The 20,415-nt window shown below is 67.6% G+C and carries 10 protein-coding genes; 7 read left to right on the top strand and 3 right to left on the bottom strand.

Translation table 11 applies throughout. The features are described from left to right. The first annotated feature begins 229 nt into the window (after nucleotides 1–229). Entirely contained in the window at nucleotides 230–11,929 is an 11,700-nt protein-coding gene (locus Aple_RS38955; RefSeq protein WP_155349785.1) for a DNRLRE domain-containing protein, read from the top strand. Nucleotides 11,930–11,954: 25 nt separating this feature from the next. Continuing rightward, nucleotides 11,955–12,398, top strand: coding sequence for a hypothetical protein (locus Aple_RS38950; RefSeq protein ID WP_155349784.1), 444 nt, complete (start codon nucleotides 11,955–11,957; stop codon nucleotides 12,396–12,398). 201 nt (nucleotides 12,399–12,599) lie between these two features. Here the strand turns inward: Aple_RS38950 and Aple_RS38945 are convergent, their stop codons facing one another. Together Aple_RS38945 and Aple_RS38940 are read right to left on the bottom strand one after the other, a co-directional pair. Next, the gene (locus Aple_RS38945) at nucleotides 12,600–13,226 is read right to left on the bottom strand and encodes a Uma2 family endonuclease (RefSeq protein WP_155349783.1); all 627 of its coding nucleotides are present in this window, start codon (nucleotides 13,224–13,226) and stop codon (nucleotides 12,600–12,602) included. 125 nt (nucleotides 13,227–13,351) lie between these two features. Then, complete coding sequence (locus Aple_RS38940) at nucleotides 13,352–14,962, bottom strand: isovaleryl-CoA dehydrogenase (RefSeq protein WP_155349782.1); 1,611 nt, start codon at nucleotides 14,960–14,962, stop codon at nucleotides 13,352–13,354. Between the two features lie 106 nt (nucleotides 14,963–15,068). On the opposite strand from Aple_RS38940, the gene Aple_RS38935 reads away from it, so the two are divergent. The 4 genes from Aple_RS38935 (at nucleotide 15,069) to Aple_RS38920 (ending at nucleotide 17,827) form a co-directional block, all read left to right on the top strand. After that, complete coding sequence (locus Aple_RS38935) at nucleotides 15,069–15,620, top strand: sigma-70 family RNA polymerase sigma factor (RefSeq protein WP_218038726.1); 552 nt, start codon at nucleotides 15,069–15,071, stop codon at nucleotides 15,618–15,620. A 10-nt stretch (nucleotides 15,621–15,630) separates the two neighbouring features. Next, on the top strand, nucleotides 15,631–16,515 hold the full coding sequence (locus tag Aple_RS38930) for a maleylpyruvate isomerase N-terminal domain-containing protein (protein ID WP_170321889.1): 885 nt from the start codon (nucleotides 15,631–15,633) through the stop codon (nucleotides 16,513–16,515). 74 nt (nucleotides 16,516–16,589) lie between these two features. Beyond that, a complete protein-coding gene (locus tag Aple_RS38925; RefSeq protein ID WP_218038725.1) occupies nucleotides 16,590–17,171 on the top strand; it encodes an ArsR/SmtB family transcription factor in 582 nt (193 codons plus the stop codon). Further along, complete coding sequence (locus tag Aple_RS38920) at nucleotides 17,168–17,827, top strand: SRPBCC family protein (RefSeq protein ID WP_155349779.1); 660 nt, start codon at nucleotides 17,168–17,170, stop codon at nucleotides 17,825–17,827. The genes Aple_RS38925 and Aple_RS38920 overlap by 4 nt, the downstream gene beginning before the upstream one ends. A gap of 99 nt (nucleotides 17,828–17,926) precedes the next feature. Here the strand turns inward: Aple_RS38920 and Aple_RS38915 are convergent, their stop codons facing one another. Continuing rightward, complete coding sequence (locus tag Aple_RS38915; RefSeq protein WP_155349778.1) at nucleotides 17,927–19,570, bottom strand: ankyrin repeat domain-containing protein; 1,644 nt, start codon at nucleotides 19,568–19,570, stop codon at nucleotides 17,927–17,929. 107 nt (nucleotides 19,571–19,677) lie between these two features. Between Aple_RS38915 and Aple_RS38910 the strand changes: the two genes are divergently transcribed. Further along, nucleotides 19,678–20,415: DUF1707 SHOCT-like domain-containing protein (locus tag Aple_RS38910; RefSeq protein ID WP_155349777.1), on the top strand; the 738-nt coding region annotated here is incomplete at its 3' end.

The following is a 20,415-nucleotide window of genomic DNA, read 5'->3' as shown; positions in this document are numbered from 1 at the left end:
ACAAATTCTGACATTGGGTCTTCTGCCTGCGGAAATATGTCCGGACATCGACCAGTTAATGATCATGAAGGGAGAAGTTTACAAAGTGTTCTTCTTTGCGTGCTCTTGACTAGTTAGTACAGCGCTGATGTACAACTGCCGGGCGGGACAGTTGAAGATCCCGTAACGGGGTGGGGGGAGCGCTCAGGCGTGCTCTAGACCCCTCGCGACGCTCGTGGAGGTGTGCCGCGTGGGCGCTGTGTTTCGGCGTGCTCGGATCAGGACGCTTGTCGTGACGCTGGCGGCGGCTGTGCTGGTCTCCGGGGTTGGAGTCCCAGACGATCTGCTCGTCCCCGTGGCCTCCGCCGCGGTCATGGACACGCCCGAGCCGGAGCCCATCGAAGGCCGGGAGTTGAAGCCCGAGGTTCCGGCCAAGGGCGCCGAGGATCGTGCCGACGCGCCGAAGGCGAAACGCCCGGTCTGGCCTTCGGCGGGCAAGGCCGAGGCCACCCTCGCGGATAAGTCCGTCCAGGTCGGTGACCTCCCCGTCCGGCTCGCCAAGGCCACGGGCAACGCGGGCGGCGCCGGTCCCGGCGGCAAGGCGGCCCGGGTCAGTGTCGAGACGCTGCCTCAAGACAGCGTGAAGAAACTCGGCGGCACCGGCCTCGCCGTCCGGATCGCCCGCATGGACGGCGGTGACCAACCGGCACGCGCCCAGGTCAAGCTGGACTATTCGGCTTTCCGGTACGCACACGGCGGCGGCTGGGCGGACCGGCTCCGGGTGATCAGGATGCCGGCCTGCGCCCTCACCGCCGCGGCGAACTGCGACCGCGACGGCGAGGAGGTCCCCGCGGTCAATGATGTCAAAGCGGGCACGATCACCTTGGACACCGACGCCGTCTCGGCCGGGACGTTGCTTACACTCGCGGCCGCCGCGTCAGGCCCCACCGCCGGTAACTTCACCGCCACCGACCTGCGTCCGCAGTCGACCTGGAATGTGGGCCTGACCTCGGGAAGCTTCTCCTACAGCGTGCCGATCGGCAGCCCGCCCTCGATCGCGGGCGGCGGCCTCGGCCTGGGCCTGCGCTATGACTCCTCCCGCGCCGACGGCCTGACCAAGGTCACCAACAACCAGGCGTCCTGGGTCGGCGAAGGCTGGGACATGGCGGTCGGATACATCGAGCGCCGCTACCGCTCCTGCGCGTCCGACGCGGCCGCGGGCAAGAACTCCAACCAGAGCGGCTGGGGCGACCTGTGCTGGGAGTCCCCGGAGGAGAACGACGGCGACCCGGCCACCAACGACGCGACCGCGTCCGACCTGTTCATCAACCTCGGCGGGCAGGCCAGCCGCCTGGTCAAGACCAGCGCCGGATATCGGACCGAGCAGGACTTCGGCTGGAAGATCGAGCTGCTCACCGGCAGCGACGCGGGCGCGGAGTACTGGAAGATCACCACCCAGGTCGGCCTGGTCTACCGGCTCGGCTATCGTGCCGACTCGCTCTGGCGGGTCCCGTTCGTGGGCGACGACGCGGGCGAGCCATGCCACGGCAGTTACAACACCTCCGGGCAGTACGCCAACACCTGCAACGGCATCTGGCGCTGGAACCTCGACCAGTCCATCGACCCGCGCGAGAACGTCACCGACTACCACTGGACCAAGGAACAGAACAACTACACCCACGGTCCGGCCGCCCTGCTCTACGACCGGGGCGGCTACCTCGACCGGGTCGAGTGGGGCGCCAACACGCAGGTCGCGGGCAGCCGTCACATCGCCAAGGTCGTCTTCAACTCCGCCAGCCGCGGCCTGGCGCTCGACTCCGACGTCCCCGACGACCTGTCCTGCTCCCCGGCGCCCGGCGGCGGCCCGGTGTCCTGCTCGTTCCAGACGACCTCGCCGACGTTCTTCATCTCCGCGCGGCTGTCCAGCGTCGTCTCGTACGCCTGGAACGCCGCGGCGAATGACTGGGAGAACATCGCCGAGACAAGCCTGACCCACAAGTACGTCTACAGCGAGGGCGATTCGCCCACCCCCGTCCTGTGGCTGGACGAGATCAAGACCAAGGGCCTGATCGGGGACGACGCCAACGCGATCAGCATGCCCGCGCAGACTTTCGGCGCGGTGATGCTGTCCAACCGCGTGGACGTGGGCCGGATGCCGGACGGCGAGTTCAACGACACGGTGCGATGGCCGCGTATCGGCATCGTCGGGAATGGTTTCGGCGCCCAAGTCCTGGTGACGTACACGCATCTGAACCAATGCGTCACCGGCTACCAGGCCACCCGCATCGCGTGGGATCGCAACACCACCGACTGCTACCCGGTCTTCGACGGGCGCGACATGTTCAGCCGCCCCAGCTTCGCCGTCTACCGCAAGCATCTGGTCACCAAGGTGACCGAGCAGGACTTGGTCGGCGGCTCGCCCGACATGGTCACCAACTACGAGTACGTTGGCGCGCCCGCCTGGGCGAAGGAGATCAACTACAACTCCCGCCCCGACAACCTCTCCTGGGGCGATTTCCGGGGCTATGGCCTGGTACGCACCATCAAGGGAACCGGCACCGACCCTGACGGCTTCTCAGTCACGAGCACTCAGTTCTTCCGCGGCCTGTACGACGATGTCTACGCCGACGGCACGAAAAAGCAGGTCACGCTGACCGACTTCGACGGCAACACCGTCAACGACCAGCGCACCCTCTCCGGCCAGACGCTGGAGAGCCGCTCCTGGCGGTTCACCACGCCCGACCCGCTCGGCACGCCGCCCGCGCAACGCGGAATGCAGGAGGTCACATCCAGCCGTACGACGTACTGGCAGCATGTCACCGCCAACGGCCCCGGCATTTACGACCCGATCATCGTCAAGCCCAGCACCGAAGAGTCCCGCGAGGTAACCGCCGACGGCTCGTTCCGGCGCTCCGCCTCGGCGACGACCTACGACAACACCACCGGTCTGGTCACTAAATTCGTCGACCGGGGAGATCTGGGCGACGCCAATGACGACACGTGCAGCACCACGACGTACGCCAAGAACACCACCCAGTGGATGATCGACTTCCCGTCCGTGCAGGAGAAGCGCGCGGGCGCGAACTGCACGGGCACCCTGCTGTCGCGCCAGGTCACGTTGTACGACAGCGGCAGCGACCCGGCCACGAACACGCCCTCGGACGGCAACATCACCGAGTCGCGCTCGTGGACGGACGCCGATACCGTGGCCACCGCCAAGACCACCTATGACAAGTACGGCCGTTCGCTGGCCACCACCGACGCGCTCGGGAAGACGACCACGCTGACCTACAACCCGGCGACGAACTGGCCGGTCAACGGCATCACGACCACCAACACGCTGGGCCACACGGCGACCACGTGGAAGAGCCCGCTGCACGGCGGCACGATCGGTGTCCGCGACACCAGCGGCCGGGACACGAACATCGACTATGACGCCTTGGGCCGTACCACGACGGTCTGGACACCGGCGCAGCCGCGGACCGGGACGATTCCGGCGGCGAAGTTCAGCTACCAACTCACTGGCACGGCACCTGCCCGCACCACGTCCGAGAAACTGCTCACGGTGACCGGCGGGCAGCCGACTTGGTCGGTCTCGCACAGCTTCCAGGACGGGCTCGGCCGCCAGCGCGAGTCGCAGACCGAGTCTCCGTCGGGCGGCCGGATCGTGTCGGTGACCACGTATGACGCGCGGGGGAATGTCGCGGCGAGTTCGGGACCGGCCTACAACTCGGCGGCTCCGGGGACAGGGCTGCTGAATCCGGCGTTGTCGTCGTTGCCGCAGTGGTCGAAGCCGATCTATGACGGGGTCGGGCGCACGGTCGCGGCGGTGGACATGTCGGGTTCGTCGGAGTTGCGGCGGACGACGACGAACTATCTGGGCGCGGATGTGTACGAGGTGGTTCCGCCGCTGGGCGGGAAGACCGTCTACCACACCGATGTCGACGACCAGGTCACCAAGATCGAGGAGTGGCTGAACGCCGACGGCCAGCCGGCTGCTACGCAGGGTCCGGGACTTTCCCCGGATAAGTCGGGTTCGGCGGAGAAGCCGGCGGACAGTTCGGGTCCGGCTGGCAGCGAAGCGGCTGCGGATACTACTGCGGCGGTCGCTGATCAGGCGGTACGCGTTGAGGCGATGCGGGCGGCTTCGCAGGCTGCGGTGAAGCAGGGCAAGCGGGTGCTGGCCGAGGGGGCGACCACGGAGTCGTCGCTGACGTACGCGAACGCGGATGGCAAGACGTTCACCACGGAGTTGTCTTCCGGGCCGGTGCGGGTGCGGCAGGGGAACGCGTGGGTTGCGGTGGATACCACGCTGGTGGCCGCTGGTGGGGTGTTGAAGCCGAAGGCCGCGCTTGCCGAGGTGGAGTTCTCCGCGGGTGGGGCCGGGGTGTTCGCGCGGATGACGCGTCCGGATAAGTCGGTGTTCGCGCTGGAGTGGCCGGGCGTGCTGCCGAAGCCGCAGGTCAAGGGCAATGTCGCGACGTATGTGGATGCGGCGGGTCCGGGCGCGGATCTGGTGGTGACGGCGCTGTCTGCGGGGTTCCGGCACGATGTGGTGTTGCGGACGCGGCCTGCCGCCGGGGTGGAGTATCGGCTGCCGGTGCAGGCGGAAGGGCTGAATCTGCGGGCGAGTGAGGCTGGGCTGGCGCTGGTCGACGCGGCGGGGAAGACGGCGGCGTCGGCGCCGAAGCCGGTGATGTGGGACGCCTCCGCCGCAGGCGGGCGCCGCGGCAAGGTCGGGAAGATCGATACCCGGGTGGTGGAGGAGAACGGCCAGCAGGTGCTGGTGCTTCGCCCGGATGCGGCATTCCTGGCCGACCCCTCCACCCGGTATCCGGTGACGGTGGACCCGACCACGACGTTGCCGGTGGTGTCGGACACGTGGATCTCCAGTTACGGCGTGGACGGCGCGGAGCAGCAGGCCGGCGACTGGTTGTGGGTGGGCACCTACAACAACGTCGGCAGCCTGGGGGTGGAGCGGGCGTATCTGATGTTCAACACCGCCGCGATCGCCGGGGCGAACGTGTCGTCGGCGACGTTGACGTTGCAACGCAAGGTGTCGGACGGATGCGGGGACTCCGCTTCGGGGATCCGGGTGCAGCGGATCACCGCCGCCTGGAATCCGGGCACGATCACCTGGGCCAACAAGCCGGCCACGACCACGGCCGGGGAGCAGATCGCCAGGGATTTCGCCACCTGTCCGGTTCCGGGCGCCATGAGCTGGGATGCCACCGCGTTCGCGCAGGCGTGGGCGTCGGGGACGGCCAACCATGGGCTGATGCTGCGCGGGGTGGATGAGACGGTCACCGGCCGGCCGTACTATGACCGGGGGTTCGACTCCAACGAGGGCGTGACCAAGCCGAGCCTGAGTGTCACCTACACCAGTGGCTCGGCTCCAGCGGTGTCCGCGCCCTCGGTGCTGCCGTTCACGACGGTGTCCGGGCAGGTGACGGCGACCTCGCTGACCCCACAGCTGTCGGCGACGCTCTCCGATGGGGCGGGCGGGCCGTTGACGGGCGAGTTCGAGGTCGAACATGACCCGTCGGTGCCCGCGCAGGGGTCGGGCCTGATCTGGTCGGGTTCGGTGACCGGGGTCGTCAGCGGTCGGGTCGCGGCGTTGACGGTCGCCCCGGATGAGATCACCGCCGGGTGGCTGGTGCGGTGGCGGGCCCGAGCTGTCAATCCCGGCCAGTCCACCTCCTCGGCCTGGACCTCCTGGCAGACCTTACGGGTGAACCCGGCGGCGGCACCGGCCCCGATCAGTTCCCCGGTTGTGCATTGGAAGCTGGATGAGAATTCCGGCACCACGGCCGGGGACGCCACCGGTGCGGGCCGCTCGGCCACGCTGGGCGGGACCGCTTCCTGGACGCCGGGGATCCTGGGCGGGGCGATGACCGCCACCGGCAACCCCAACTCGGCCGCCACCTCCGGCCCGGTGATGCGCACCGACCAGTCCTATACGGTCTCGGCCTGGCTGAACCTGGAGGACGACAGCAACTGGTACGAGGTCTTCCGCCAGATGGGGAATGTGAAGCCGTCGTTCTTCTTCGGCACCGAAGGCGGCACCCAGAAGCGGCTCGAGTTCGTCATCTACAACAACGACACTTCCGGCGCGACCGGGTACGGCGTGTGGGCGGGCACGGTGCCGCTTAAGCGCTGGTTCCACCTGACCGGGGTCTACGACAGGGCCGCCGGAACCACCGGAATGGTCTACCTGTACCTGAACGGGCAGCAGATCGGCTCCAACACCGTCCCCCTCACCTGGAACGCCAACGGCACCATGACGTTGGGCGCGGTCTTCAACGGCAAACTCGACGACATCCGCGTCTACCAGAAGGTCCTGACCCCCTCCGAGATCGCCGCCCTGGCCGCCGGAAGCCCGGCCCCGGACCGTACGCCGACCGCCGACCAGACCCAGGTCACCCCGTCCTCGACCACCGGCGGGGTGACGAAGGTGACCTCGCTGACCCCGACCTTCTCGGCCCGGGTCGCCGAACCGGGCGGCCAGCCGGTGAAGGCGGAGTTCCAGGTCGAGCACGACCCGGCCGACACCGAACACGGAACCGGCACCATCTGGACCGGCTCGAAGGACAACGTCGCCTCCGGCACCTCCGCCTCCCTGGCGGTCCCGGCCGCCAAGCTTGGTGACGGGTGGGGGGTGCGGTGGCGGGCCCGCGCGGTCCGCGGCGACACTGTCTCGGCCTGGACCTCCTGGCAGAGCTTCACCGTGGACGTGCCGAAGCCGAGCGTGACCGCGCCGCAGTTGACGCCGTCGCAGCAGGTGGAAGGGGTGACGGTCACCCCGACGGTGACGCCGCAGCTGTCGGCCACCGTCACCGACCCGGCCGGGCAGGCGTTGCGGGCCGAGTTCGAGGTCGACCACGACCCGAACGCCCCCACAGGCCAGGGCACCGGCCAGATCTGGGCCGGCAACGTGCCCGGCGTGGCGTCGGGCACGCAGGTGTCGGCCACGGTTCCGGCCGGGGAGTTGATGGACGGCTGGCAGGCCCGCTGGCGGGTCCGGGCGGTGAACCCGGTCGGGGAGTCGGCCTCGGCCTGGTCGGGCTGGCATCCCTTCACCATCGATGTGCCCAAGCCGAGCATTGCCCAGTTACAGACGGTTCCCTCCGCGCAGGTGGGCGAGGCGACGGTCACGCCGACGTTGACGCCGAGCCTGCGCGGCACGGTGTCCGAGCCGGCCGCCGGTCAGGTACGCGCCGAGTTCGAGATCGAGCACGATCCGGGAGTCTCCGGTGAGCAAGGCAGCGGTCAGATCTGGGCGGGTTCGTCGCCGGATGTGGCCTCGGGGCAGGTGGCGTCGGTGGCCGTACCGGCCGGGGAGCTGACCAACGGGTGGAAGGTACGCTGGCGCGCCCGCGCGGTCACGGTAGCGACGTCGGTGGCGTCGGCGTGGTCGCAGTGGCAGAACCTGACCGTCGCCCTCCCCTCGGGCGGCAACCTCGGCATTGATCTGCTGCAGGTCAGCCCGTCCAGCGTGGTCGAGGGGGTGACGGTCACCTCCTCGGCGACGCCGTCGCTGATCGGGCGGGTGTTCGACCCGGCGAGCGGGAACCTGCGCGCGGAGTACGAGGTCGAGCATGATCCGGCGGTTCCCTCGCAGGGGAGCGGCCAGATCTGGGCGGGCGCGGTCGACAATGTGCCCTCCGGGACCTCGGCGTCTCTGGCGGTTCCGGCCGGGAAGCTGGTCGACGGGTACAAGGTCCGCTGGAGAGCCCGGGTGCTGGCGGGGGCGACCCCGTCCGCCTGGTCGGATTGGCAGGGCTTGTCGGTCGATGTCGCTGACCCGATCCTGAGCCAGTTCCAGGTCACTCCTGCGGAGACGGTCGAGGGCGCGACCGTGGCCTTCTCGGTCACGCCGACGTTGCATGCGACCGTCACCGATCCCAACGGCGGGACGTTGCGCGGCGAGTTCGAGCTTGAACGCGAGGGTGCGCAGATCTGGGCCGGTTCCATCGACAATGTCGCCTCTGGGTCGGACGCTGCGGTAGCCGTACCGGCCGGGAAGCTTGCCGATGGGGAGACAGCGCGCTGGCGAGTCCGCGCGGTCGCCTCCGCGGCGACCTCGGCCTGGTCGGACTGGCACGAGTTCAGCGTCGCGGTGCCGAAGGCGACGGTCACGGGACTTCAGGTCACGCCGTCGCACACGGTCGACGACGACGTGATCACAACCTCGCTCACTCCCGCCCTGCACGCCACCCTCACCGACCCGGTCGGCGGTGACCTGCGCGGCGAGTTCGAACTCGAACACGAAGGTGCCCAGATCTGGGCGGGTTCGGTCGACGATGTCGCTACCGGTTCGGACGCGGCCGTCACCGTTCCCGGCGGCGAGTTGGCGGATGGCATGACGGTGCGGTGGCGGGCTCGCGCCGTCGCGACCGGTTCAACGTCGCCGTGGTCGGACTGGCAGACCTTCACGGTCGACCTGCCCGCGCCCACGGTCGACCAGTTAGGCGTCACTCCGTCGGGTAGCGGGGGAGGTATCACGCCTTCGCTCACCCCGGCCCTGGATGCCCGGGTCGCCGGACCTGCGGGCGGCACTCTGCGTGCCGAGTTCGAGGTCGAGCACGACCCGTCCGTCCCTGGCCAGGGCACCGGCCAGATCTGGGCGGGCGGCGTGGACAATGTGCTGTCCGGCACGCTGGCGTCGATCACCGTCCCCGCTGGGGAACTGTCCGACGGGTGGAAGGTTCGCTGGCGGGCCCGCGCGGTCGCCGTCAACGGCGCGTCGGCGTGGAGCGACTGGAAGGTCCTCACCATCCAGGTTCCCGAGGGCGGCCCGACTCACTACGACACGACATATGAGTACGACCTCAACGGCAATCTCGTTAAGCACACCGACGCCAACGGGAATGTCCGGACGTTTACGTATGACCTGGCTGGGCGACGGCTTACTGCCCAGGATCCTGACGCCGGCTCGTCCGAGCAGGCCTACGACGTGGCCGGACGACTGCTGTGGTCGATCGACGGCAACGGCAAGAAGGTCTCCAATGGCTACGACGACCTCAGCCGGAAGACCTCACAGTGGATCGGCGATGTCGGAACCGGGACGAAGGTCGCCGAATGGGTGTACGACACGCTGTCGCCTGGGCAGTTGACGTCGGCCACGCGCTGGACGGGCGGGCAGGCGTACACGACCAGCGTCGTCGGCTACGACGTGATGAACCGGCCAACCGGGTCGACGCTCACGATCCCCGCCAGCGAAGGACTTCTCGGCGGTAACTACACATTCGGCACCACGTACACGGCTGGCGGCGCGGTGGCCACGACCACCCTGCCCTCGGCCGGCGGCCTCGCGGCGGAAACGCTGACCTCCTCCTACACCGACCTGGGCCTGCCGTATGGCCTGACCTCGGACTTCGGCGGCGGGTTCACCTACGTCAAATCCACCGCCTATACGGCGATCGGGCAGCTCTTCGAGCGCTCGTACGGCGTGAACGGGCAGGTCAAACGCACCCTCGCCTGGGACGACGCCACCGGGCGGATCACCCAGGTGGCCACCACGTCCCGGGCCGACACCGCCAACCCGACGGTCGCCCAGCACGACCGCTACTCCTACGACATCTCCGGCGAGATCACCCGAATCCTGGACGACACCACCGACCAGGCCGAATGCTTCACTTACGACGACCTGCACCGGTTGTCCTCGGCGTGGACCACAACCGCGTCCGCCTGTTCCGAAGGCTCGGCAGATGGTCAGGGCGTGGATCCGTACGCGGAGGCTTACAGCTACGACGCCATCGGCAACCTCACCACCCGCACCCACAACGGCCAGATCGACACCTACCACTACCCCACCTCAGGTCCCGGCAGCGTCCGCCCTGACGCGGTTGGCTCCATCAGCCACTCCCAGGGTGGCAACGACTCCTACACCTACGACGCCGCGGGCCAGCTCGCCACTCGCATGGCTGGCGGCAAAGCCGGCACCTTCACCTGGAACGAACTCGGCGAACTCACCAAAGCGACCGTCGACGGCAAAGACACCGCCATGGTGTACGGCCCCGACGGCAGCCGCCTCCTACGCCGCGACCCCGACGGCTCCACCACCCTGTACCTGGGCTCAATGGAGATCCAACTCTCCGGCAGCGGTCTGACCGGCAAGCGCTACTACACCGGTCCTGACGGTGCCCTGGTCGCGATGCGCACCAACAGCCAGCCGGGCGTGCGCTGGATGGCCGCCGCCATGCACGGCACCGCCCAACTCGCCATCGACGACACCACCGGCGCCATCAACCGCGAACGCTACCTCCCCTTCGGCCAACGCCGCGGCGCCGACGACCTGCCCTTCACCGACCTCGGCTTCCTCGGCAAAGTCGAAGACGAATCCACCGGCCTCACCCACATTGGCGCCCGCTACTACGACCCCACAATCGCCAAATTCATCTCCACCGACCCCCTCCTCGACTTCCGCAAACCCCAATGGGCCAACCCGTTCTCCTACGCCGGAAACAACCCAGTCGGCATGTCCGACCCGACCGGGCTGAGCATGGACGCCGGAAACGCCGCCGCCAACCGCACCCTGCGCGAGGACTACGACGGCAGCGGCAAGAAGATCACCAACCAGAAGGTCCGCGCCAAGAAGAAGGCCGAGAACCGGGACTACAACAAGCGCCAGGAAAAGCGCCGCAAAGAAGAACAGAAGCGCACGGTCGCCCCACCCAAGCCCAAGGAAGAAGAAAAAGAAGACGAAGGCTTCTGGGGCTCCATCGGCAGCTGGATCGAAGACAACGCCAGCACCATCGTCTCCACCGTCGCCGGAGCAGCCGCCACCGCAGGATGCCTGGCCTTAACGGCCGGAGCCGGAAGTCTCGGGTGCATGGCCCTGGGCGGAGCAGTCGCCGGCTGGGTCGGCTACACCATGGACACCCCCGCCGAAGAACAATCCCTCCTCGGCGCCCTCGGCGCCATGACCATCGGCGCCGCCACCAGCGTCGTCGGCGGCGTCCTGGTCTCCAAAGCCGCAGGCGCAATCGGCAGAACCATCGGCAAGGCCAGGTCCAGCACAGGCGGCGGCAGGGCAGGTGGCAGTTGCCCTGGAAACAGCTTTACTCCCGGCACCCGCGTACTCATGGCCGATGGCTCCACCAAACCCATCGAAAACATCCGTATCGGCGAGAAGGTTCTGGCCACCGACCCAGAAACCGGCCAAACCGCCTCCAAACCCGTCACCGCCCTCATCCCCGGCGAAGGAACAAAACCTCTTGTCCGGATCACCATCACGCTCTCTCGACAGAGCGGGCTCCTAAGCGGCTACATCACGCCCGGAGCACCACAGAACATCACCGACACCGCCCCTGCCGGTCCGAAGAGCACGACCGCGAGTGTGACCGCCACCGAGGGTCATCCCATCTGGGTTCCCGAACTACGCGACTGGATTCCAGCAGGACAACTCCAGCCCGGCGCATGGCTGCGCACCAGTGCCGGGACACGTGTGCAGATCACAGCCGTCACCCGATGGATCAGCTTCCGCGAAACCGTTCACAACTTCAGCGTCGCCGACCTCAACACCTACTATGTGTTCGCTGGCAACGCGCCGGTCCTGGTACACAACTGCGGTGGCGAGGCGACTGTGCACCTTAACCCCGATGAAAAGCATGCTCTTATCACTGTCAAGAGCGATGCCGGTGAAGTGTTGTCCACACATCAGTTCGGTGGACCGCGAATTGCGACGAATGGGGTCGCAACCTTCGATCCCGCCAAGCTCCCCGCTTCCACGATTAATGTCAAGATTCGCCTGCCTAACGCAGATGGGGCATTGGCGTACGCCGAGGTTATGATGGCGAAGACGGCGAGGGGAACGTATCCCGCGTATAGCTTGCGAAACCAGAGCTGCGTTACTTACTGTGCGAACGTCTTGCGGGCCGGAGGAGTCGAGGGCGTTCCAACGACACCGGGCGCAGCTCAAAAATGGTTCTTTGAACAGCATGGCTGAGGCAGAAAGAGATAGGAGGTGATAAGTGCCGATACCGGAGGGATGGGAGTGGTTGAACGAATTGCCAGAGGAGTGGGAAACCCCCCCTGACCTGCAGACCCCTACAAATAATCTAGAGGCGAATCTGGTAATCAAGATGCTGTCCTGCGAGATCTTAGGACAGGACGTGCGGGCCGCTATCGGGGGTTTCATTTCGGCGCAGGCACTGTACACGATGTGGTTCTTTGACGATGTCAAGAGTTCGGGTCGGGGAATGAGGGAAGTCACACTACTCGCGGTATTTCCAACCGAGCAGACGCGAGATGTCTACAAGGCGTGGAAGAGGTTTGAGAGAGTCGGTGAACAGGAGGGTCGAGACGAGGTGCTGCGAGATCGAAGAATTGCCGCTGCAGCCGAACTTGCGGAGGCTTTGGAGCGCGCTGCGGAAGCCCTTGATCGTGTGCGTAAAGGCGATGGCCGTATGCGTTAGCGCAAGGGATACACCACCCGCGCAACCGAGGGGATTGACTCAATGGTTTATCGATTAGTCTGAATGGCTCCTCGATCTTGGGTGGAATGCCAGGGCGGCTGCGGGGTTCGGCCACCGAGCAGCAGCGAGCAGGACCGGCCTGGACGACAACAACCGGTCCCGCCAGGGCTGCGATACCCGTTCGGTCGCCGTCGTTCTTGCTCAGAACTGCAGTTCGGACCAGTCGATCACGATAGGGATCGGGTTGCTGACGCTGGGAGCACCACCGGACTCGTCCTTCATGAACGTGCCCGTGTGCTTGTAGAGCATCGCCGCACGATCCAGCCGGTAGCGTTCGATGATCGACACGCCGGTGCGGTCGAGTCGGACGATCCAGTAGTGCGGGATGCCGGCCTTGGCGTACTCTCCGAGCTTGTCGGTCGTGTCCTGGGTCTCGGACCCGGGAGACACGATCTCAACGACGAGCAGGGTGTGCTCGGCGCGGAGCCGCTCGCCTCGCTCACGATCCAGGCACCGGTAGAGCGCGACGTCGGGCCGCCGGTTGAGCAACGGCAGATCCCTCAGACGTAGATCCACATCGTTGTTCACGGTAACGCACTCGTGGCCCTCGATCATCGCGGCGCGGGCATGACGTTCCAGTATGTTGGCCAGTCGCCTGCCGGCGGTCTGGTGATCGGGCGTGGGCGCAGCGCAGTAGACCACATAACCATCGACGATTTCGATGGCTTTGGCGATCTCCTCGGGAAGCGCCTCGTACTCCTCGGCGGTAACGTGTGCGGGCTGAGGACGGATGCTGAGAAGCCAGCTGTCATCCGGCAGAGCTGTCATCCGGCATCTCCTCATCACTTTCCGCTCGACTAGCCAAGCCTACGGTGTGGTCCTGGCACCCGGTGAGAGCACGCACGAGACAGGCAAGTGGTCACGATGGTGGGAGCTCCCAGAGTTCAGCGCAGTCACAGAGGCTGCGGAATGTGTTCGATGATCGCGTCCAGGTCTGCGTTCTGGAGGGTGCCGTAGGTTCCGCCGTGGTTTCTGGAGAGGCGGGAGGCGCAGAAGGCGTCGGCGAGGGGTTCGGGGGCGTGGCGTATCAGTAGGGAGGCCTGGAGGAGTAGGGCCATTTGTTGGGCGATGTGGCGGGCGTTGGATTCGGTGGGGGTGGTGAGGGTTTTTTGGAGGTCGGTGAGGGCGGTGGTGATGCGGGGGTCGTCGGCTAGGGAGACTTCGGTGAAGAAGGCTTCGATGGCCAGGGGTTCGCGGGTGAGGATGCGCAGCAGGTCGAGGGCGGCGACGTTGCCGGAGCCTTCCCAGATGCCGTTGAGTGGGGATTCGCGGAACAGGCGGGGCATGCCGGATTCTTCGACGTAGCCGTTGCCGCCCAGGCATTCCAGGGCTTCTGCCGCGTGGGCGGGGGCGCGTTTGCAGATCCAGTATTTGGCGGCGGCCAGGGCCGTGCGGCGGAAGAGGCGTTCGGGGGCGGAGCCGGTGACGGCGCGGTCGGTGGCGCCGGCGAGGCGCATCATCAGGATGGTGGCGGCTTCGGATTCGAGGATGAGGTCGGCCAGGACGTTGCGCATGAGGGGTTGGTCGATCAGGGCGCGGCCGAAGGCGTGGCGGTGGCGGGTGTGGTGGACGGCGCGGGTGACGCCGAGGCGCATGCCGGCGGCGGAGCCGATCACGCAGTCCAGGCGGGTCATGTTGACCATTTCGATGATTGTTCGCACGCCGCGGCCTTCTTCGCCGACGAGATGGGCGATCGCGCGGGAGTACTCGACTTCGGCGGAGGCGTTGGAGCGGTTGCCCAGTTTGTCCTTCAATCGCATCAGGTGCATCGCGTTCAAGGAACCGTCGGGCAGCACGCGGGGGAGAAGGAAGCAGGACAAACCGCCAGGTGCTTGCGCGAGGACCAGGAACGCGTCGCACATGGGGGCGGAGTTGAACCATTTGTGGCCGGTCAAGGCGAAGGTTCCGTCGCTGAGGGGTTCGGCCACGGTGGTCCCGGCGCGTACGTCGGAGCCGCCCTGCTTCTCCGTCATCGCCATCCCGGCCAGCACGCCCCGCTTCTCGGCCGCCGGACGCAATCCGAAGTCGTACGCCCGCGAAGCCAGCAGCGGCTCCCACTCCGACGCCAGCGCGGGCGCGTGACGCAACGCCGCGACCGACGCGTACGTCATAGAAATCGGGCAGCCATGCCCGGCCTCTACCTGGGACCACACATAGAACTTGGCCGCCCGCGCCACATGCGCCCCGGGCCGGGCCGACGTCCACGGCGTCGCGTGCAGCCCGTTCTCGACGGCGACCGTCATCAGCTCGTGCCAGGCCGGATGGAACTCCACCTCATCGATGCGATGCCCATACCGGTCATGCGTCCGCAATACCGGCGGGTACTCGTTGGCCAGCCGGCCCCATTCCTGCGCCCGTGCCGTGCCCGCGAGGATTCCGAGTTGCCGGAGCTCCCCGCCCGCCCAGTCGGCGCCCTCACGGTCGAGCGCCGCCAGCAGTTGAGGATCGGCCGAAACATCGTGTCCGATCATCGGCGGGGGCTGATTGATCACATCGTGAGACACTTGATCCTCCTAAACGGGTAATCTCTTCATCCATCTCAACATCTCACGCGAATAGTGCGATGCTCGGGTCGCGCGGACGAACCGATGCTCAGCAGGGGAGGTGCCAGTGGAGGCACCGGTTGTCGACGACCGTCTGCTCCACCAGCGCGTCGTGGGTGGAGACGAGACGGCTCTCGGCGAGCTCTACGACCGTTTCGCCGCTCTTATTTTCGGTCTGGCCGTGCGGGTCACCCGTGATCGGGTCGTCGCCGAGGACATCGCGCAGGAGGTTTTCGTCACCTTCTGGGAGCGTCCGCTGGCGTACGATCCCGAACGGGGTTCGCTGCGGGCTTGGCTGGCGACGATCGCGCATCGGCGTGCGGTCGATCATGTGAGGAGCGAGGAACGGCGGAAGGTCAGCGTGCTCGGGCCGCGCGTGTACGAGCGGCCGGATGAGCTGGAGGACACCGTGCTCGCCGCCGATGAGGCGATCCGGGTGCGGCATGCGGTCACGACGCTGCCCGGCGCGTTACGCGAGGTGATCGAACTCGCGTACTACCGGGGCAGGACTTATCGTCAAGTGGCCGATGAACTCGGCATCCCGGAGGGTACCGCGAAGTCACGTATCCGGCTTGGTCTGCGAAAACTCGCCGAATCCCTGGGAGGGGAGCAACCATGAGGGGGTGGCGATGAGCCTCGAACGTCTCTATCTGGACACTTTGGCCGAGACGGCCGAAGAGCTGCCCACGTCCCGGGCTCGGCTCCTGGCCGCGGCGGCCTCCCGCCGCCGTCCCGCACCCGCGGCTCCCGGCTGGGCCGCGCCGTACGCGGGACGGGTCGCCGCGATGGACGCGCTCCTGGCCTCGGCCGAACACTGGGACCAGGTCATCGTCGAAGGCTGGACGCTGCAGGAACTGGTCGCCCACCTGGCGGCCAAGGACGGTCTGCTCGCCGCCGCCCTCGGCGCGCCGGTGCTCGGCCCGCCGATCGCCGTCAACGAGGCCCTGGCCAGGACCCGGGAACTCCAGGACTTCGGGCGTGACCGCACACCCGCGCAAACCCGCCAGTTCTGGCGCGAGCAGGCCGACGTGATCTGCGCCCGGCTCCCCGAGGTGGATCCCGACCAGGTCGTGGACACCAACGGCGCGCCGTTCGCGATCCGCGACCACCTGCTGGCCCGCATGCTCGAAACCTGGATCCACACCGCCGACGCCGCCACCTTCAACGGGGTACGGCTCCCGCACCCCGTCGCCGAACACATCCACCCGGCGGCCGACTTCTGCGCCCGCCTCGTCCCGTGGACCATGCTGCTGTCCGGCTTCGACGCCACGTCCCGGTCGGTACGGCTGACGCTCACCGGACCCGGTGGCGGCGACTGGCACATTCCCATGGATGTGTCCCACGTGGCGGCGCCGTATCAGGGCGAATCCACCGATGTCGCCCTCACTGGTGACGTCGTCGGTTTCTGTTTCCTGCTCGGCGGGCGTGGCGACGACTTCACCTGGGACATCGACGGCGACGCCGCCCTCGCCGCGGACCTCCTCACGGCCGCCCCCGCGCTGTCCGGCCCCTGATCTTTCCCAGTCCGGACGTCGTTGAGGCGTCGCAGTATTTGACAGAATTATTTGCCTAATGCTTCGATGCCCGCATGGCCGAGATGGTGCTCATGGATGAGCCGGAGCGGGTGCGGTTGGCGTTGTCGCCGCCGCGCCGCCAGATCCTTGATCGGCTGCGTGAACCCGCGTCCGCCGCCCAGGTGGCCGCTGAGCTGGGCATGCCGCGCCAGCGTGTCGGATATCACTTCCGGATGCTGGAGCGGGCCGGGCTGATCGAGCTCGTCGAGGAACGTTCCCGGCGCGGCTGCGTGGAGCGGATCATGCAGGTCGCCGCCAACGCCCTCCTGGTCGACCCGGGCATGCTCATCCAGGACACGTTCACCGCGATCGCCGACCGGCACGCCGCCGAGCATCTCGTCGAGGTGGCCGCCGGAACCGTGCGGGATGTGGCCCGGATGAACGCCAACGCCGAACGGCAGGGCGTCCGGCTGCTCACCTTCACCCTGGAAGCCGAGGTCCGGTTCGCCGAACCGGGCGACGTGCACGAGTTCACCGACCAGCTCGCCGCGGCCATGGCTCAAGTGGTCGCCCGTTTCGACCACGCCGGCGGGCGTCCGTACCGGTTGGTTGCCGGGGGTCATCCGGCGCCGCATCGACCCGAGGATCAGAAATGAGCGAAGAAGGATTCATCGTAGAAGTCACCATCGCCGCGCCGGTGGACGCCGTGTGGCGGGCGCTGCGCGAGCCGGAGGAGATTCGGCGCTGGCACGGCTGGCATTTCGACGGCCTCGACAAGGAGATCGAGGTCATCTACCAGGAGAACGCGGTCGAGTCGGCCGAGGAGCGCTGGCTGGACCTGGGCAACGACCGCTTCGAGCTCACCGACCTCGGCGACACGACCCGCCTCCGTCTGACCCGCGCGCCCAAAGGCGGCAATCCCGACTGGGACGCCTACTACGACGACATCAACGAGGGCTGGACCACCTTCATCCACCAGCTCAAGTTCGCCCTCGAACGCCACCCCTCCGCCGACCGCCGCACCATCTTCACCTCTGGTACGGCTTCCGCGGATGTCTTCGACCTGGCCGGCCTCACCGCCGTCGCCGACCTCCCGCCGGGTACTCCGTACGCGGCGAATGGCCTGACCGGTGAGATCTGGTACCGCTCACCCAACCAGATCGGCGTAACCGTCACCGAATGGGGCGACGGCCTCCTGGTCGCCGGCCGAGGCAGCGGCGGCAACGCGATGCTCGTCCTCACCACCTACAACCTCGACGACGACACTTTCGCCGCCCTCGAATCCCACTGGGCCGGCTTGCTCACCGAGTGAGCTAGTGCCGCCCACCCGCTATTGGCGCCGGTGCGGCGAGGACTACAACGCACGTAAACGGCGGGTAACCCGGCGACCTGGTCGTTCTGTTGACTGCTTTTAGTGAGTTAGGTCGGAGAGGTCGAGGTTGAGGTGGGCGGCGGCTTCCAGGGCCAGGTCGCGGATGTAGTCGTCGTCAGGGTCGTCGGGGTCGGTTTCGCAGAGGATTCGGTGAATGGCGTCGATGGCCCGGCGGTCGTGGCGGGTGGCCAACGCCGCGGCGGCCTCGGCGGTGGTGCTCAGGTCGGGGTCGCTGAGGCGGGCGGAGAGGGCTTCGAGGATCTCGGGGTCGTCACTGCTGAGGTTGGCGAGGCCGTTGGTGGCATAGTCACGGACCTCGGGGGAGGGGTGCCGGGAGAGTGCGATGAGGGCAGACAGGCCCTCGGCGTGGCCGGGCGGCAGGACCGCACACAGGGCGATCGGGTCACGGAAGGACTGCTCGCGCCCAGGTCTGCCGATGATGGCCAGGACCTCGGGGAGCGCGCGAGGGTCGCCCTGCTGTCCCAGCGCGCTCAGCACCGAGTCCAACACACGGAGATCGGCTTCACGCTCGGCCAGCCGTTGCAGGGCTGGCAGCGTCCGCTCCAGATAGGGCCGCGAATCGGCGGTGAAGCCGAACTGCGACAGCACATTGACCCCGAAATCCCTGGTCATCGGGTCAGACGAGGCACACAACTCGACCGCCGCCCTGAAGGTCTCATCGTCGTGCCGGTTCTGCACCGAATGCACGGCCGCCCACCACGTCTCCCCATCCGCGTCCCGATCCCGGTACGGCAAGGCCCGCGCGACCAACTCGGCGACAGAAGTCCGAATACCCAGCGCGTCTTCCAGAATCGTGGCAACAGCCGCATGCCCTCGCTGCATGGCCAGCCGTATCCCGTCTGCCTCCACCTCCACCAACTCGGTCCCGTCGGCGGCGTGCGACCGGCTGACCACAAGAATCACGCCGTGCGAATCGCTCTCATCCTGAGCGCCCTTTCCCCGAGCGCTCTCAGCGCGAATGTGCTGACCCCAGGCGCGCTCGCCCTGATCGCCCTGATCACGTTGAACGCGCTCACCCTGAACGTGCTCAGCCAGAGCACTCTCACTGACACGGATCTCGCCACGTTCGTTCCGGGGTTTGCTGGGGCCCGTGTCGATCTGGGAGGTCAGCAGGGCCTCGATGTCGGCTTCTGACAGGTCCAGGGCGATTTCCAGGGCTCTGGCTCCGCTTTCGTCTGGTTTGGCGGGGTCGGCGCCGTGTTCGAGGAGGGACCAGACGATGCCGTACGCACCGAATCGGGCGGCGGCGGTGAGGGGGGTGTGCGGGCAGCCCGCGTCGGGGGTCGCGCCGCCGTCCAGCAGGACGTCGGCGGTGGCCAGATGGCCGAGACTCGCGGCCCAGAGCAGCGCCGTCCAGCCGCCGCCCTCGGCCGCGTCCGGGTTCGCGCCGCCGTCCAGCAGGGCGCGGACGGCTTCGTCGTGGTCCCAGCAGGCGGCGGCGCACAGCGGGAGGCCCTCGTCCTCGCCGTGACTGGGCAGATCGGGATCCGCGCCATACTCCAGCAGCAGGCGGATCATCTCGCCGTTGCCGTGCACGGCCGCTTCGTAGAGCGGGGTCGTGCCGCGGGCCGGGTTCAGGTCCATGCCCGGACGGAGGAGCTCACGCGCCCGTTCCAGGTCGTCCTCCGCCACCGCGGCCATCAGCTCACTGCCTGTCACCATTCCATCGTCACACAGTCGCGAACGTCCTCAGGCCACGGGCGGGGTGACGCCGGAATCGTCCCTGCGGAGGATCGAGACCGGGGCGCTGGGAGGCTAGATTCGAGGGTATGAACGAGCCAGGCGGAATGCGCGCGTCGGACGCGGAGCGCGAAGCCGTTGTCGAGCGGCTAAGGGACGCGTCGGTGGAGGGGCGGTTGACGCTCGCCGAGCTGACTGAACGCACCGAGGCGGCCTATCTCGCCCAGACGCACGCCGAACTGGCGCAGATCACCGCGGACCTCCCCGCCGGGATGGACCGGCCCACTCCGGCCTTTCCCGCCGTGCCCAGCTCGAAGGGCAAGGCCAGGAAGTGGTTCGTCGCCGTCATGGGCGACACCAAACGGCGCGGTAAGTGGCGGATTGATCAGGAGATCGGGGTCGTCTGCGTGATGGGCGACGTCGTGCTCGACTTGCGCGAGGCCGAGGTCAGAACCAACGAGGTCGACATCGTCGCCACCAGCGTGATGGGCGACATCAAGATCATCGTCCCGGACGGGGTGGACGTCGAGCTCAGCGGCATGTCCATCATGGGCGACAAGAAGATCAAGGTCGTCGAAGCGCCTCCCGGCCAGAACGTCCCCGTCGTCCGCGTCCGCGGCTACGCCATCATGGGCGACATCAAGATCATCGGGGACTCCCGGGCCGAGCCCATCAAACGCACCTGGGCCGCCTGGAGCGAATGGTGGCTGGACCGCCGCCGCCAGGCCGACGGCGAACTCGGCAACCCCGCCCACGGCGCCCTCCGCGACGCCCACGCCGCCTGGCGCCAACTCCACCGCGGCACACCCCCACCCCCTTCTCCACCC

Origin of the sequence: Acrocarpospora pleiomorpha (assembly GCF_009687885.1) — a bacterium.
GTDB lineage: Bacteria > Actinomycetota > Actinomycetes > Streptosporangiales > Streptosporangiaceae > Acrocarpospora > Acrocarpospora pleiomorpha.
This window is presented reverse-complemented; position numbering and strand designations above follow the sequence as displayed.